A 16515-nucleotide genomic window follows, 5' to 3' on the forward strand; every position below is an offset into this window, starting at 1 on the left:
ACCCCAACTACATGAATACCACGACGAATGGCGTTAGGGAATTGTTAAACAAGGCCTATTTCATGAACATCCATTCCGGGAAGCAAATGAAGTGCGCATTCCGGAGGGCCGCAATCGTGGAAGTTGATCGAATTTCAAATCGATTTTCGCGATGCGTGCGGCACTTGGCCATCGCGCCTAGGCACGGGCCGTTTTGCCGTCCGGTCATTGCTGTGATTTCGGCATCGTGACGACGGAGAAGGTCAGCAACGCGCCGCCGACCGAGCTCGCGCCATCGGCCAAGTTCACCCGCACACTCGAAACGTCCAGGCACGACGGCGCGAAGGATATTGTTCATGGCAATCATGGCCGACGGCGGTCCGGCGACGGCGGCGCTCTTCGAACCGTGTCCGCCGCCGATGGGACCCATTCGTCCGCGCGAGATATGCCCCCGCCTGCAATGTCGAACGGGATGGATCGCTATGTCCGCGCGTCCGACCGGCATGCGCATCAAGCGATCGGTCGCTTGGCAGAGATGATCGCGGAAGTTGGCGCTCGCGGTGGACCGGCGGGGACCAGTGACGAAAACCGAACCATGCCGCCGTGGATACGTTTGGAAAATTTCTTAATTTCAAGAAGTTAAATGGTGTCGAGTGGCATCGCATTTGACGCACATCAAATTGATTTAGCGTTATATTTTCAGCGCATTTGATCGAGGATACCAACAAAAATACCAACAACTGGGCGCTGAATCGTCGGCGAAGCGATCACCGCCAGCGGCTTCAGTCCGCTGCGCCGCCCTCCCCCCTGACTTTCAGTGAGGCACTATCCGGATCGTAAACGTAGTCGACGATGCTGCCATCCCTGATCTTCGCCACAGCGTCGTCAATCACGAACAGCGGCACCAGGAACCATTCTCTGGGCGTGACGGGATTGCCGAACCGATCGCGGATTTCGATTGTCAGCCGGGCCGGATCGAAAATCCGATGGATGAGGTTTTCGAGCTTTGTCCGGTTGATGTTGTAAAGCTCGTAGGTGGCGACGACCTCGACGTCGGCCATGAGGAAGGTGGGCTGGAGCCGCGCGCCGGCCACGCGCCTTTCCACGTTCATGTTGGTGACGCCGATCTTGTGGACCAGATCGCGGTTCCGGGCGACGGTCGGATGATCGGACCTGCTCCGCAACACATAGATCGTGCCGCTGGCTTCGTCGCCGTCAGCCGCCGTCTTGGCAAACAGGGGCCCCGCGACGGGCTCGGTAATGCGTCGGCCTGCCTCGTCCTTGTTCAGCGCGCGCTGCAACGACCGCATGAGCATGTTGCTCTCGGTTCCGTTGTCGAAGATGACCCGCAGGCGCGCATCCGTGCGCCCATGCTCAGTCGTCGTGATCTCGCCCATTTCCGCGACATAGGCCTTCTGACCGCCGACGATGAAGAACCTGCCCTGCTGGATCTCGGCCTTGAGTTCAAAGGGGCGGGTCTCCCGCATCCCGGAATCAAGCTCCTCCTGTACCTTCTCGAACAGGGGTTTGAAGGTTGCGAAATCCCTGCATGGCTGGCGATTGGCGATTTCCTCAGCCGCACGCTTCTCGGCAAAGGGGCGGACGTGGCGCAGTGCGGTGACCGACTCATCCGACTGGTCCGCATCGACTCCCAGTTCAGCCAGCAGCTCATCGTCGTCGAGTTCGGATCGATCGGCAGGGGCCGGCTCGGGACTGGCCGTGAGCAGCCCCTGATGATCCATGTCCGCGACAAGGGAACGGCACTCCTCCAGCGCCCGTATGCGGTCCAGACGGACAGCGTAGAGGCGCTCGAAGATGTCCCGCCCTTCGCCGTGCTGCGGGGCGCGGCCATGTTCCTCGGCGAAGCGCTGTATGTCCTCGAACCCCGCGATGATGCGTTCCTGGCGCGGCGTCAGCCGGGCCGGCCGGGCAGTTTCGACTTCGACCCCGAGTTCGGACAGCAGGGCGTCGTCTTCATCCGTAAAGCTCTTAGCCATTGGCGGCGTCCCGCTTCATCTGAGCGAGGAAGGCGACGCCTTCGGCCATACGCTTCTCCCATGCATCCGGGGAGGTAATGGACGGGAGGCGGTCCCGCTCCTGCTTGAAGCGCAAGGCGCGCCTGGCGAGGTCGCGAGCCTCCTCCGGCGTCATCTTCACCTTCTTGGCCGCGATCACCGCCTCGATCTCCTTCAGCCGCTTCTCGTTCATGGTCTTGGACAGGATCGCATAGGCCTCGCCGAACGGGTTCGTCCTGTCGATCATGTCGATGTCCAGCTCGCGAACATCCATCGCCAGTTTCCGAATGCCGTCGATCAGCGCGGTGTTGGCCTTGACCTCGCCCTCTTCGCCGGCCCCTCCACCGCCCAGTATTGTCTGCTTCGCGCGCTGCGTCAGGTTCAGGGCCGCGACGGCGTGCTGCCTGACGGCCTCCTGATCCTCTTCACCCAGCTCCGGGTAACGGTCCTTGACGATCTTGCCCATCCGGACCTGGGTCAGCTCCTCGGGAATCGTCTCCTCGTCGAACATGCCACGCTCGATTGTCGTCTTGTCCTGGACGAAGGCCGCGATCACCTCGTTGAGGTCCTCCTTGCAGATGCGCTCAGCTTCCTCGCTCTTCGGCTCCGCAAGCCCCTTGATCTCGATCTGGAACTGCCCGGTGTCCTCGTTGAAGCCCACATTTGGCTTGTCGGGGTCGTAGCCGCCCTCTCCGTAGTCATAACCCTCGATCGGGCCGCTGTCGGGCCGCTTCGGCGAGAAATTAAACCGGGGGGCGAGCACCTGCTCCATCAGCAGGCTTGCCGCGATCGCCTTCAGCGTGTCGTTGACCGCTTCCGTCACCGCTTCCTCGGAAGCGTCGGGCTCGGCGATCAGGTTGGTGAAGCGGGCGCGGGTCTTTCCCTCGGCGTCGCGGGTCGCACGGCCGATGATCTGGACGATCTCCGTCAGACTGGAGCGGTAGCCGACCGTCAGCGCGTGTTCGCACCAGATCCAGTCGAAGCCCTCCTTGGCCATGCCCAGCGCGATGATGATGTCGACATGGTCGCGGTCGTTCTTCCGGGCCGGGTCCTTGAGCGCGGCCGACACCCGTTCGCGTTTCGACGGTTCATTGTCCACCAGGTCGGCGATCCGGAGAGTCCGCCCTTCGGCGGTCCAGACCAGGTGAAAGCCGGTATCGGGGTCCCTTCCCTGCCACTCGCCCAGTTCCTGGATGATATGCTCCGCCTCCCTGAACTTGTCCTTGGTGCTCTCGCGGGACTGGACGGAGGGAATGTGGATGATCGTCTTCTCGGCCGGATCGAGCACCTTCAGGATGTCGTCGACATAGGACCCCGTGTAGAAAAAATAGCCGATGTCGAGCGCCTTCAGCCAGGTGTAGCCGTTGAGCTGCTCGTAGTAGGTGTAGGTCACCGTATCGAATCTGGACTCGTCCTCCGGACCAAGGACGGGCTCCGCATCGCCCCGGAAGTAGGAACCGGTCATCGCGACGATGTGGCACCGGTCGCGGGCGATGAACTCCGCCAGGTGCGCCCCCAGCCTGTTGTCCGGGTTGGCCGAGACGTGATGGAACTCGTCAACGGCGATCAGGCGGTCGTCAAAGGCTTCGACCCCGAACCTGTCCACGGCGAAGCGGAAGGTGGCGTGGGTGCAGACCAGGGTCCTGTCGTCGCTGTCCAGGAACGCGCCGAGCGCATTGACCTTGCCGCCCTCGCTGCCCGGCGCGTTGCAGAGATTCCACTTCGGCGCGACGGTCCAGTCCGCCCAGAACCCGGACGCCGAAAGCGCCTCATCGGCGAAGCTGGCCCCGATCGACCGCTCCGGCACCACGATGATCGCCTGCTTCAGGCCCTGGTTGTGCAGCTTGTCCAGCGCGATGAACATCAGCGCCCGGCTCTTCCCCGACGCCGGCGGCGACTTGATCAACAGGTACTGCTCGCCCCGCTTCTCATAGGCGCGTTCCTGCATCGGCCGCATGCCGAGTTCGTTCGACCGCGTCGAGGAACCGTTCCGGGCATAGGTGACGGAGACGGAAGGAGCGATCTTCTGTCTCATCGCCGAAATCTCCTCGCTGCGGCGTTGCCCGTGTCCCATGCCATGTCGATCAGGGCTGGTTCGGCAAGAAAGAACTCGCCGCCGAGCGACTCGCCACGGGGTCCGCCACAAAGCACTTCCTGCATCGCACGTTCGCCCGCTTTCGCATGATCGGAACTGGGGTGCGCATCATACCCGAGCGCCGCGCCGGAATGGAGCACTTCCCATCTGAAGGCGCCGCGCGGCAAAGCCCGATTGTGATCGTCGCAACGGGTCATCGGACTCTTCGAGAAGCCGGCCTTGACGATGAATTTCCCGCCCGCGGACCGGCCCAGGAAGTCATCAGCAGAACCGATCAGACGCAGGACATAGAGATGCTTCGGGCCTTCGGATTCCCGCGTCGTGAACGGAGTTTGCGACACCGGGCCGGCCTTGCTCGGCGACAGGATTTCGGGCGCGGCGGCCACAGACGCCCCGACGATCGGGTTCTGGCCGAATACATCCACTTCGCTCAGGTCAAGGTGGAGCAGCCGGCCGGCCTCGTCTCGCTCCAGGCGGACACCTTGCGCTCCGATATGCCGCCATGCGCCGGCGGCGGTCGATTGGGGGGCAAATTCCTCAACATCCATTCGGGTCTCGGGCGTGACACGCCATGCACGGACAACCCGCACAGCATGGTTCCATTTGTCCGCCCGATCGGGGTCGGCCACCTTGTCGCGCCATTCTGTCGGATGCATGAACTCTTCGGCAGTGCCGAGCTGATGCGAGCATTGCAGCAGCCCGAGCACTTTCCTTCTCTCGGCCGGGAGCGCCTTGCTGGTTCCGTAGACGACCATCAGAACGCCGGGTTCGCTTTCGCCGACGAATTTCCGCCGCGCGCGCTCATGCGTGAAGCCCACGAACCCCCAGGCGTCCGGATCGAACCCGTAGAAGCTGGTCAGCCAGACATTCGGTGGATCGGCATTGATCGCGTCGAGAGGGGGCATCAATTGGCTGGCATGAGCCCTCTCGAACGCTCGGACAGAACCATAGGCTTCTGCGACGCGCCGCTGGACCGCCGGCATCATCCGGGCTCCACGCTCCGGCCAGCCCCGCGCCTCGAACAGCTTTTCGAAGCCGCCATAGTGTTCATTTGCGATGCGCGTGATCGCCTGCGCATCGCCGCCGGGCGGGTATCCGCGGGCATCGCTCACGACGCCCGCCGGTCCGGCTGGTCCGCCTTCCCTGTCATCTTCGCGTACATCTCGAACAGCTTCTCCAGCCGTTCGGTGTCGTTGCGGAAACGGCGGCCGATATAGATGCGCTCCAGCACCTCGTCATTGCGGTCATGGGCCGCGCGCAGATCGTCGGGCATCTTCTCCGGGTCATAGAGGTCCGCAATGGTCGCGGGCCAATGTGCCTCCCGCGCCAGCAGGATGTCCTCGGCGCAGCGGGTCAGGTCGGCCTTGTTCTTTTCAGTCAATTTGGGGACAGGAAAGGTGTTCCAGCCAAGCTTATTTCCGTAAGAAAATCTCATCTCTAGACGTGAGCATACTGTTCCAATCCAAACGATGTGCATCTTCGACGCGATTAACGCTAAATTCCAAAGATCAGCATCATAGATTGCAAAACATTTATCGCCGATAATTGGTCCGGCCTGGAAATAATCGACAGGCAGATATGGTCGGCTCTCAGATGAGACCCGCGGCACAATAATCGCCCTATCTCCATTTTTCGCAGACATTTGGACAAAGCGATAAGGCGTTTTGGCATGCGCTCGTGTAGATGCCGCTTTGCTAGCCACCCTGAACTGGCGCACCTTTTCAATGCGTGATGTTATTTCTGGGAAACTTATAGCAATATTTTTCTGCCGCTCATCAATCCAGATACACGCTCTCGGCTTTGAGTGGATAAGCTCCTCCGAGCCAAAGAATTTTCGCACAAAGTGCGCATCAGAACCAATTTTCTCTACCAACTCACGTCCTTCAGAGGCGGTCATAATTAGGTTGCCACCGTCCTTGGCCATATTTCCCAGATACATCTCGCTTACCTGAGATAGAGGTTTGGTTCTTTGCTCAATGAACACAGAAGAATTTGGCACCAAGTACGGACCAATCTCCTTAACCTTCCACACCTCTGAATCGCTATATAGAAAAGCGCCGCCAGGTGTTTTCGATATTCCGACGATCACTACAGTCACACCGGCTTTGTCACTAGCCAGATTCGACCACTTGAAGGGTGTATGAGCGAAAGAAATGCGAAAACCTTCGCTAAAAACCACTGGCCAAAGTAGAGCGACTTGCTCGCCTTGGCATATCGAGTTCGTTGCCACAAAAGCGGCAGATGCCTCAGTAGCGTTGCAGAAATGACATGCTTTCACAAACCAGTTTGCAACATAGTCGAGAGAGGCGAATGATCCCGAATATTGAGAGAAAACGTGCTCGGTGTCGCTCCTTTCGCCTGCCTCCTTTTTGTTGCGCCCTTTGTAGGGCGGATTTCCACAAATATAGGTCTCGCCACCCTCGTTCTCGAAATCGATCGCAGGCTGGTCCAGGGGCTCCTGCAACAGGTCATCACCATGGGTCTTCACGCCTGTGCCGGTCGGCGGGCAGATGCTCAGCCAGTCCAGCCGGAGGGCGTTGCCGCAGGTGATCCAGTTCTCGGCGTCGAGCGGCAGGAACTCGGCCAAGGCTTCCTTCTGACCGCGATAGGCGACGTCACACTGGTATTCGGCAATGATGAGCGCCAGGCGCGCGATCTCGGCGGCGAAATCGCGGATCTCGATGCCCCGGAAGTTCGTGAGCGGGATGTCCGACTTTCGGTCTTCCTCGCCGCGGCGCCTGTTGATCTCCGCCTCGATCTCCCGCATCTGCTTGTAGGCGATGACCAGAAAGTTGCCGGACCCGCAGGCGGGGTCGAAGACCCTGATCCGCGCCATGCGGCGGCGCAGGTTCAACAGCTTGCGCCCATTGTCGCCGGCCTCGTCGAGTTGCGCCCGGAGGTCGTCGAGAAACAGTGGGTTCAGCACCTTCAGGATGTTCGGCACGCTGGTGTAGTGCATGCCCAGTGCGCCGCGTTCCTCGTCGTCGGCGACGGCCTGGATCATGGAGCCGAAGATGTCCGGGTTGATCTGGTCCCAGGGCAGGCGGCCGATGTTTCTGAGATACCCCAGCGCCACCTTGCTGAAGCGCGGGACATCGAGGGAGCCGGAGAACAGCTCCCCGTTCACATAGGGGAAGACATCCGCCCAGGCGGGGATGCCGGCTGCCCTGCGATGGCGGTTGCTCAGAGTGCCCCCGTGCCGGGTCGGGGTGTTCATCGCCCGGAAGATTTCGGCGATGACCTCGTGTGTGTTCGAGGCGTCGCCGTCGCTCATCTGCGTGACCGTCGCGGTGAACTGGTCCGCGCCGTTGAAGATGCCGGTGTCCTCGGCGAAGAAGCAGAAGATCAGCCGCGCCATGAAATGGTTCAGGTCGTGGCGGCGGTCGGCCGCGCCCCAGTCCGGGTTCTGCTTCAGCAGTTCGATGTATAGCTTGTTCAGGCGGCCGGTCGCCTTGATGTCAAACGCGCTCTCCCGGATCTGCTTGACGGTCGTGATGCCGGCCAAGGGCAGGAAGAAGCCGAAGTGGTCGGCGAACTCGCCATAGCCGCAGACGACTACTTCCCCGCTGCTCAGATCCTCGGCGTGGAACTCACGGCCGTCAGTTGCCAGGATGAAGCGCACGCGGTTGCGCGCGGTATTGGTCGCCGGACTGTCCTTCAACGCCTGGAGGGTCTCCGCGACGGTTCCTTCATCGCAGGTCTTGATGTGGATGTGGTTGCGCTGGAGCACGCCGCCGAGGTCGGACCGGTTCGAATCGCCCTTTCTGAGGCGCTTGATCTCGACCGGCTTCCGCCCGAAAGCCTCGAGAAACGCGAACGGAAACTCGGCCGGATCGAACGGCTGCCCGGCGAGCGCCGATATGGCCTCCTCGATCTCGACGGCGTTCATCTCATTCCCCCGGTTGTGCGGCCGACTCTGCGGCGCATTATCGGCTTGTCCGTACCGCCTCCGCAATGCGGCGCACCAGCTCGTCTTCACGATCGCTGGACGGCAGGCGCACGCTGCGCATGATCTCCGCCTGCCGGTGGGGCGCGACGGCACCATAGCTCGTGAACGTCGTCAGGACCTTTTCATGGCCGAAGTTCTGACTCCAGGCCTTGAACTCCTCCGGCGTCCGGCAGACCTGCTCGCCCAGCCGCGCCAGCGTATTGCGGAAGCTGTGCGGGTTGAAATAGGGCAGGCTGGCCGCCTCGAAGGCTTCGCGGAAGATGCGGCGGATCGCGCCGGCGTTCTTCCAGTGGCGGCGGTCGAGCCCGGCCGGGGCGAAAACGCCGTCGCCGTTCGGCGCGACGCGGGTCGCGGGAAACAGCGGGTCGTCATCGCCGAACAGCAGCACGGTCCTCAGATGGTCGATCCAATCGGTCACGATGGCCTCGATGTCGTCCCCAACGGGGAAGAAGGACGAGGAGAAGGTCTTGGCCCGCTTGGTGCGGACCTCCCGCGCGTCCTGGTGAACAAGGCGGCGGGCGACGTCGACGTGCTTCAGCGACATCGACGCGATGGCGTTGTCGCGCGCGCCGCTCAACAGGGTGAAGGCGACCAGAGCGCGATCGCGGCGCTGGATGTCGGTATCGGCCGACATGGTCGCCAGGACGTGTCTGATCTGTTCGACCGTCGGGACCGGGCGTTCTCGGACGGCGCGGGCGATGCGGGAATCGTTGGCCGAGGGGTTGAAGTAGTCCGCGTCCGAATAGCGGATGCGGGAGCGATAGCCGGGCTGGTCGGCCAGCCACTGGACAAACGCCTTCAGGGCCATCAGCCGGGCGTGAACGGTCGCCTTGGCAAGCGGCTTGCCCGTCGCCGGATTGATCTGCTCGACCAGATCGCGCTTGAACTTCCGCGCCTGCTCGATATGGAACCGCTTGAAGTCGCGGAATCCGGTCGACGCCTCGAAGGCCGCGATGGCGGCCGCGGCCTGGTCGACGGAGGTCTCGGAAAGGCGCTTCGCCTCCCGCAGATAGGTGAGATAACGGCGCTTGATCCGCTCGTTTTCGGGGTGGTGCTTACGCATGGGTTTGAGGCTCCTTGTCGAAGTGGTCATCCACACAGGGACCGGCGGGCTCCCCTATGTGTGTCGGAGCCTGCGGGCCCGAGACCTCCATGCCGGCGGCGAAAGGGGCGAGGCGGGCGATGGCGACGCGGCGGTGCATCAGCGTCTCGCAGACCGCGCAGAGGGCCCTGAGATTGACGCTGGACGGGTTGCGGTCGACGATCTCGGCCATCTCCAGCGCCGCCCGGCGCGGGACCCGGCAGCGGAAGCAGTAGAACTCGCCCGGGCCGCATCGGGCGCGCGGACGGCGGCGCGCCTTCAGGAACGCAATCAGGTCTTCGCCGAGGATCAGGAAGGGCTTCCGGTCGGTCAGCGCCGGCAACCCGTCCGCGATCCAGCGCCTGATGGTGCCCCGGCCTCGACCGAGAGTCCGGGCGACTTCCTCGACCGTGTAGTTGCGGTGGCGCTTGACCGCGCGCCAGTTGCCTCCGCTGGCCGCGGCCATGCTCAGCTGCCCCACTGGCGGAGCAGGTCGCGGATGTCCTCGACGCGCCAGGCCGTGATGCGGGGGCCCAGCTTGACGGGCGCGGGGAAGCGCCCCGCCTTCACGCCGTCCCACCAGGTCGACTTGCTGACGGGGATGATGGGCGGCTGGGGCGGGTCCGCCTTCGGGTTGCCGATGATCTGGCTGAGCCGGAGATAGCCGGTCTCGGGGAGGGTGTGCATGGTTCGACCTCGTCCAATGAGTGACGAGGCGATATTTCGGCGTCCGGCGGCCCGCGAATAGCCGGGTGGATTGCAGAAAACCCGGCCGCGTTTTCACGGCAATGTGGCCCGGGTTCCCATCAGAATATGGGGCCCCAATCCGGCCGCATCGACCATACCCCCTTTGTTTTCAGAGAGTTAGCAAGGTATGTCGGATTCGTCGTTTTCGGGGGTGGTTTCCGTTGTGGCGTCCTCTCCTGCCTCCTGGCCCGGCGTCTTCGGAGCGCCGCCTTTCTGTTGCCAGTTGGCGATCTTGGCGATGCCCTCGATGGTCGACTCCATCGGATTGCCGTCATCGTCCGTCCAGCCATAGGTGGCCGCGTTCTCGCGCAGCCATTTCAGCAGAGCTTGCTTCGGGTGCTTGCCCCTGAGGTCCTCGTCGTTCTGGTTGGCGAGCCAGGCTCTCACCGCCGCCGCCAGTTTCGGCGCGTAGTGCGGGTGTTCGGGGTTCAGGTATTCCGGCTGGCCAGCCTTCTCCGGAAAGAAGAAGCCGCTGCGGAATCCTCGCCGTTCGAGCAACGCGCGCAGGGAATCGATATTCACAAGGGAGCGGTGGACATCGACCGTGCCCGGAATCCCGCCGGTCGGGTTGCCGTTTTGATCGTAATCGAGTTCGGGTACCAACTCCCCACTAATCCGCTCCTTGAGGAGGGCCTGCATGATCGCGTGCTTGACCGCCTCGTACTTTGGCGGGCGTAGATCGCCGGCCTGTCGTTCAACTTCGTCGGCCAGGTTCGCAGGGTCCTCGCCCGCCACCAGCAACGCGGCCTGGACGATGGTGAGTTCCTCGGTCAGTCTCCAGTAGTCGATGTCCTCCATCAGCCGGCACTCCGGACAGAGCCGCGGGCCGTCGCGCCCTCCTGCGGGAAGGGCACCACCTCGCCGACGGTCCGCGCCGCGTCGAGGAAATCCGCCCACCAGGCCATCATCGCGACGCGGTCGCTCCAGTGCTCGCCGCGGGCATAGGCACGGCGGACGTCGTTGTTCTCGACATGGCCAAGCTGGCGTTCGATCACGTCGGGCGACCAGCGGCCGGACTCGTTCAGCAGGGTCGAGGCGGTGGCGCGGAAGCCATGCGCCGTGACCTCGTCCTTCGCATAGCCCATGCGGCGCAGGGCGGCGTTGAGGGTGTTCTCCGACATCGACCGCCGGGCCGAACGCACGGACGGAAAGACCAGCGCCTCGTTGGCGGAGACCGCGCGCAAATCGCGCAGAATGGCGACCGCCTGCGGGGCCAGCGGCACGCGATGCTCGCGGCGCATCTTGGTCCGCTCCGCCGGAATGCGCCATATCGCTTCGTCGAAATCGAGCTCGGCCCAACGGGCCGCGCGCAGTTCGCCCGGCCGCGGGAACAGCAGCGCCATCAACTGCAGCGCCGCCCGGGTGGTCGGCTGACCGTCGAAACCGTCGATGGCGCGCAGCAGGCCGCCCAGCGCCCTGCGATCAGTGATCGCCGCGCGGTGCCGGACCTTCGGCGCAACGAGAGCCCCTCGTAGCGCGACGGTCGGATCGTTCTCGGCCCGCGCCGTGGCGATGGCGTAGCGGAAGACGCTGCCAATCGTGCTGCGCAACCGGCGGGCCGTCTCGTGATGTCCCCGCCCCTCGACCTGCCGGAGCACCTCCAGCACTTCGGCCGAGGAGATATCGGCGATGGGGCGACCGCCGAGCTTCGTCTCCGCCATGCCGAGCAGCCATCGCGCCTTTTCGAGCGTGACCGGCGCGCGCCCCTCGCGCTCCAGCTTCCGGACGTACTCCGCGCCGATCGCATGGAAGGTGTTCTCTGCGCCATTGCGCGCCCGCAGCTTCTCCGCACGCTTCTGGTCAGCCGGGTCCATGCCCTCGGCCAGCAGACGCTTGGCGTCGTGGCGCGCCGTGCGCGCGGCATCCAGCGAGACCGCCGGGTAAGCCCCGATCGCCAGCGTCTTCTGCTTTCCAGCGAACCGGTAGGCCAGCCGCCAGAGCTTCGAGCCCTTTGGCGTGATCAGCAAATGCAGTCCCCCGCCATCCGAAATTTTTGTCGGCTTTTCGGCTGGGCGGGCGTTGCGGAGCTTGGCATCTGTCAGCGGCATGTTGGTATCCTGCGCATGGTCTCGGGACCGATGCCAACAACAATACCAACATTTTCGCGGGATACCAACGGACAGCACCGGACCATGTCGGCCACAGCCCCGCGTCAAACCCCTAGCTTTCCCGGCTCTTCGGGACGTTATTGGATGATGCTGGAAGGGAAAATGGTGCCGTCGAGTGGACTCGAACCACCGACCTACTGATTACGAATCAGTTGCTCTACCAGCTGAGCTACGACGGCGCCGGGCCGGCCTTTCGTGCCGGCAGGGCCGCGTCTATAGCCCGGCGCGGCGCGGCGGGCAAGGGGCGCGTTGCCTCGTCCCGTCCGCCCGTCAGGGCGTCAGCACCACGCGCCCCAGCGCCTTGCGGTCGCGCACCTCGGCCCAGGCTTCCCGGAATCTCTCCAGCGGCCAGGCGGCGTGGACATGCGGGTGGATCGCACCCTCGGCCCAGAGCGCCTTCAGGCTGTCCATCGCCCGCCGGCGCACGGGCGAGAACCGCACCCGTTCGTCGTTCGGGCTCCAGCCCCAGTAGGTGCCCCAGTTGAAGCCCATCACCGAGATGTCCTTCACCAGCAGCAGGTTGACGCCGATCTCCGGGATCTCGCCGGCGGCGTAGCCGATGGTGAGCACTCGACCGCCCCGATCCAGCGCCCTGAGCGACTGGTGGAAGACCTGTCCGCCGATCGGGTCGTAGACCACGTCGACGCCCTGCCCGTCCGTCAGCGCCAGCACCTCGTCCTTGAAGTTTTCCGTGCGGCTGTCCAGAACATGGTCAGCGCCACGGTCCTTCAGCCAGTCCCGCTTCTCCGCCGTCCCGGCCCGGGCAATGACCGTGGCGCCATGCGCCTTCGACAGTTCCACCGCGGCAAGGCCGACGCCGCCCCCTGCCCCGTGTACCAGCACCCGCTCGCCGGGCTCCAGCCGGGCGCGCAGATGCAGCGCGCCCCAGGACGTGCCGTAGGACGACAACATCGGTATGGCTTCGGGGAAGTCCAAGCCGTCGGGCATGCGGTAGACCTGACCGCCCCAGATGGCGACGCGTTCGGCCATGCCGCCCCAGTCGACGAAGGACATCACCCGGTCGCCCGGCGCCAGGCCCTCGACCTCGGCGCCCACGGCGACGATCTCGCCGGCGACCTCGGTCCCCGGTGTGAAGGGCCGGGGCGGCTTGCGCTGATAGCGGCCCGAGACCACCAGATTGGTTGCGAAGGACATGCCGACGGCGCGCACGCCGATGACGACCTGGTCCGGCCGGGGCTCCGGCTCGGGCAGGTCGTCGGCGAGCTCGAGTTCCTCGAAGGGCCGCCAGTCGCGGCAGACGAGACCGCGCAAGGGGCTTCGCCTACTCGGCGCCTTCCATGCGGGTGACGTCGGGCGGGCCGTCCATGAACGCGCCCATCTCCTTGCCGATGGTGCGGAAATGGTCGGAGGCGCGGTGCGCCTGCACGGCGTCCATGTCCTTGTAGGCCTCAAGGAACCTGTACTCGTTCTCGTTCTCGGTCCGGAACAGGCGGTAGAACAGGCAGCCCGGCTCGTTGGCGTTGACGGCCTCGACCAGCCGCTTTGCCGTGGCCTCGAAATCCGCGCCGGCGCCCGGCTTCGTCTTGATGGTTGCAACCACTCCGATCATCTCGATTTCCTCCCCTGAATGGATGACGGCGCGCAGACTATGCCAAGGAGTCAGCCGCCGGAACCCCGGTTTCGCGTGGGCGGGGCATCTTCTTCCGTCACGGCTTCCTCGATCTGGGCCTCGACCTTCGTCGGTTCGTGCTCGCGTTCCACCAGAAGGACCGCGTCCCGCAGCGGCTCGGCCGCGCGCCATTCCAGCCCGTCGAAATGGCCGCAGGACGGGCAGAGCGGCTTCCAGCCCGGAGCGATGGCGTTGCAGGCGCTGCACTGCCAGCGGCCGGGCGGCGGGGCGTCGGCCAGCCGGCCCAGCCATTCGCGCGCCTTCTCCGCGCCGCCCTCGCTGCGTTCGGCGACATCCACCATCAGACGGCAGAAGCGCTGGTCGACCACCGGCGCCCGGTCCAGCGCCGCGTAGGCGTAGTCGCGTGCGAGGTCGACCCGGTCGGCGTCCAGCGCCAGGCGCCCCAGGGTGAGCTGCGTCTCCGCATGGTCCACGTCCGCGGCGGTGATCTTCTCGAACCGTTTCAACCGCGCTTCCGCATCCTCGTCCGGATGCAGGTCCATGATCGCCCGGGCGATATCGGGGTGCTGCAGCCTGGACCAGCCCTCCCCCAGATGACGCGTGGCCCGGCGTTCCCGGCCGGCGGCGGCCTGCAGGCGGCCCTCGACGACCACGGCCGGCACGTGATTCGGATCTTCCTTCAGGGCGTTCTGGGCGTAGGAGAGCGCGGATTTCAGATCGCCCGCCTCCTCCTTCTCCATCGCCAGGGCGGTATCGATCACAGCGTGCAGACGCCGTGCGGCCTCCTTCTCGTAGACTGCCGTGCGCACGCCGTCGGCGAGCGTGACCTGAGCGCCGCGCCAGTCGCGGGCGGCGGACTGCAGATCGAACAGCGCCCGCACGGCCCAGCCGGCGTCGGGCCTGAGCCGGTGAGCGCGGGCGGCAAGCTCCAGTGCGCGGTCGTGATCACCCGCCCGTCCGGCCTGGATCAGCAGACCGCGCAGGGCCACGAGCTCGGTCTCCGGGGTTTCCAGCATCGCCCGGAAATGGGACTCGGCCTGCCGGTCGTCGCCAGCGAGCTGCGCCGCCTGCGCCTTCAGCAGCAGCGCCATGGGCGGATTGGCGAGATAGCGGTCTGCCTGCTCGGCGGCCTTGGTCGCCCGCCGCCAATCGCCCGAAGCGATCGCGGCCATGCCCTCGGTCAGCGCCCGGTAACCTTTCTCGCTGCGGTTGCCGCGGAAGAAACCGCGAATACGCTCGGGCCCGGCCAGCAGCCACCCGATCAGACGGTAGATCAGCAGGATAACGCCGATCAGGATCGCCAGCGCGCCGACGATGACCGGGACCGAAGTATCGATCTGCCAGCCGCCCCATTGCATCGAAACGCGGCCGGGATTGTCGGCCAGCCAGGCCGCCACCGCCGCCAGGGCGACGACGACGAGGAAGAGGATGATCAGGCGGATCATGGATCAGCCGTCCTTCGACAGGTTCTGATAGACTGCCGTCTGCAGGCCGTCGATCGCCGCTTCCAGGGCGATCCGCCGCTCCGCGTCGGCTTTCCAGGGGGCCACGGCCTCGGCCGCCTCGCCGTCGAGCGTCTCCAGTTCCGTGACCGCGGCGCGCAGATCGCCTTCGCGGACCCGGGCCTCCGCGCGGGCGACCACGGCCTCGACGCTGTCCCCTTCCAGTTCGCCCGTACGGCGCACCCGCACCACGTTGCCGACGCGCCGGAGCGCGCCGCCGATCAGGCTGTCATCCTCGCCCGTGGTGGCGGCAACGACGGCGCGGCCGGCCACATCCGGAAACCGTTCCTGCAGGCTGGACTGCGCAGGCACACCGCTCGCAGCCGCCTCGGCGACCGCCGGATAGGTCGCCGGGTCGACGCCCAGCGCGGTGACGCTTTCCCATGCCCCGGGGAACGGACGCTCGCCGGCGGCGGCGTCGCGCAGGCGTCCCATGGCGAGAACCAGGGCCGCATTGCGGGCCAGTTCGCCCTGTCGGGCCTCGCCGGCCGCCTCGGCCTGCGCCGCAATGTCGTTCAGGCGGGCCATCACGTCGCCTGTCTCCCGCTCCAGGGCGCCGGTCAGGTCCGAACGGACCGCCTGGATGCGGCTGTCGAGATCTTCGGAAAGTCCAGCCTGACTGTTGCGCAACTCGTCCTGGCGCGCCTGCAGCGCAGCCAGTTCAGTGTTCAGATCGTCCAGCCGGGTTTCCAGCGCCGCCATCTGTTCGCGCACCTGCTGGCCGCCGCCGTCGCCGACGGTGACCGAAAGCGGCTGGCCCTGGCTCTCCGGCGCGGCAGGCCGGTCCTCCAGCGCCGACAGACGCTCCTCCAGCGTTCCCAGTTCGCCGAGCCGGTCCTCCAGCGCGCCGAGCCGCGTGGCCAGTGCCGCGGCGGGCTGCGCTGCATCCTCCGACACTCCGGCGGCCCGCGCCGTTTCGAGTTCACCGGCGAGCCCGGTCACGCGCTCCTGCAAGGCCGCGAGATCGGACTGCAGCGTGGCCACCCGCGGATCGGGCTCCTGTTCCGGCGCCGCCGCCGGGCCGGCCTCGGCCAGGTCCGTGACCCGCTGTTCCAGCTGGGCGAGGCGCTGGGCGCTGCCCGTCGGGACCTGCTGGACATGCGTCAGCGCGTAGACGCCGCCGACGCCGATGAGGGCCAGTACGGCCAGAATCCGGGCCAGGCCGTCCGAGCGTGGCCGCGCCGCCGCCACGGTCTCGGTTTCCTCCGCCCGATCGGCGGCGGGTTCGTCGTCCGCCGCCATCTTCGCCTCGTCCTCTTCGCGCTGTTCGCTGTCGGGCACGGAGACGGCTGCGCCTTCCATGCCGGCGACCTGTGCTTCGGTAGGGGTCTTCCCGCCGCCGGCACCCGCCGCCGTCGCGCTTTCGGTCTGCTTGTCGGATCCGGCGGTCCCGTCCGCCGCGGCTTCGGAGCCCTGATCGGACTTCTTCTTGTCGTCGCTGGTCATCT

At 65.3% G+C, this 16515-nt stretch carries 14 protein-coding genes and 1 tRNA gene; all 15 read right to left on the bottom strand.

Going from position 1 to position 16515, the window contains the following annotated elements; all coding sequences use genetic code 11:
* Positions 1-55: 55 nt before the first annotated feature.
* Positions 56-409 carry a hypothetical protein gene (locus tag CWC60_RS23235; protein ID WP_125182757.1) on the bottom strand — a complete coding sequence of 118 codons (354 nt, stop codon included), beginning with the start codon at positions 407-409 and terminating at the stop codon, positions 56-58.
* Positions 410-761: 352 nt separating this feature from the next.
* Positions 762-1976 carry a GIY-YIG nuclease family protein gene (locus tag CWC60_RS09580; protein WP_109793761.1) on the bottom strand — a complete coding sequence of 405 codons (1215 nt, stop codon included), beginning with the start codon at positions 1974-1976 and terminating at the stop codon, positions 762-764.
* Complete coding sequence (locus CWC60_RS09585; protein WP_109793762.1) at positions 1969-4029, bottom strand: DEAD/DEAH box helicase; 2061 nt, start codon at positions 4027-4029, stop codon at positions 1969-1971. The genes CWC60_RS09580 and CWC60_RS09585 overlap by 8 nt, the downstream gene beginning before the upstream one ends.
* Entirely contained in the window at positions 4026-5201 is a 1176-nt protein-coding gene (locus tag CWC60_RS09590; protein WP_109793763.1) for a hypothetical protein, read from the bottom strand. Before CWC60_RS09590 ends, CWC60_RS09585 begins: the two co-directional genes overlap by 4 nt.
* Positions 5198-7978, bottom strand: a complete 2781-nt coding sequence (locus tag CWC60_RS09595) for a class I SAM-dependent DNA methyltransferase (RefSeq protein WP_109793764.1) — start codon at positions 7976-7978, stop codon at positions 5198-5200. Before CWC60_RS09595 ends, CWC60_RS09590 begins: the two co-directional genes overlap by 4 nt.
* Positions 7979-8015: 37 nt before the next feature.
* Positions 8016-9101 carry a tyrosine-type recombinase/integrase gene (locus tag CWC60_RS09600; protein ID WP_109793765.1) on the bottom strand — a complete coding sequence of 362 codons (1086 nt, stop codon included), beginning with the start codon at positions 9099-9101 and terminating at the stop codon, positions 8016-8018.
* Positions 9094-9585 (bottom strand): helix-turn-helix domain-containing protein, encoded by a 492-nt coding sequence (locus CWC60_RS09605; RefSeq protein ID WP_109793766.1) that lies wholly within the window; start codon positions 9583-9585, stop codon positions 9094-9096. The genes CWC60_RS09600 and CWC60_RS09605 overlap by 8 nt, the downstream gene beginning before the upstream one ends.
* Before the next feature lie 2 nt (positions 9586-9587).
* Positions 9588-9806: a helix-turn-helix transcriptional regulator gene (locus CWC60_RS09610; RefSeq protein WP_109793767.1), complete on the bottom strand. Its 219-nt coding sequence runs from the start codon at positions 9804-9806 to the stop codon at positions 9588-9590.
* A 177-nt stretch (positions 9807-9983) separates the two neighbouring features.
* Positions 9984-10664 (bottom strand): hypothetical protein, encoded by a 681-nt coding sequence (locus CWC60_RS09615; RefSeq protein WP_109793768.1) that lies wholly within the window; start codon positions 10662-10664, stop codon positions 9984-9986.
* Positions 10664-11914 (bottom strand): tyrosine-type recombinase/integrase, encoded by a 1251-nt coding sequence (locus tag CWC60_RS09620; RefSeq protein ID WP_109793769.1) that lies wholly within the window; start codon positions 11912-11914, stop codon positions 10664-10666. Before CWC60_RS09620 ends, CWC60_RS09615 begins: the two co-directional genes overlap by 1 nt.
* A gap of 163 nt (positions 11915-12077) precedes the next feature.
* Positions 12078-12153: transfer RNA gene (locus CWC60_RS09625), tRNA-Thr, on the bottom strand.
* A gap of 91 nt (positions 12154-12244) precedes the next feature.
* The gene (locus CWC60_RS09630; protein ID WP_109793770.1) at positions 12245-13246 is read right to left on the bottom strand and encodes an NADPH:quinone oxidoreductase family protein; all 1002 of its coding nucleotides are present in this window, start codon (positions 13244-13246) and stop codon (positions 12245-12247) included.
* Between the two features lie 10 nt (positions 13247-13256).
* Complete coding sequence (locus tag CWC60_RS09635) at positions 13257-13544, bottom strand: putative quinol monooxygenase (RefSeq protein WP_109793771.1); 288 nt, start codon at positions 13542-13544, stop codon at positions 13257-13259.
* Between the two features lie 50 nt (positions 13545-13594).
* Entirely contained in the window at positions 13595-15010 is a 1416-nt protein-coding gene (locus CWC60_RS09640; RefSeq protein WP_109793772.1) for a heme biosynthesis protein HemY, read from the bottom strand.
* Positions 15011-15013: 3 nt separating this feature from the next.
* On the bottom strand, positions 15014-16513 hold the full coding sequence (locus CWC60_RS09645) for a COG4223 family protein (protein WP_109793773.1): 1500 nt from the start codon (positions 16511-16513) through the stop codon (positions 15014-15016).
* Positions 16514-16515 lie beyond the last annotated feature (2 nt).

Source organism: Minwuia thermotolerans (assembly GCF_002924445.1).
Lineage (GTDB): Bacteria > Pseudomonadota > Alphaproteobacteria > Minwuiales > Minwuiaceae > Minwuia > Minwuia thermotolerans.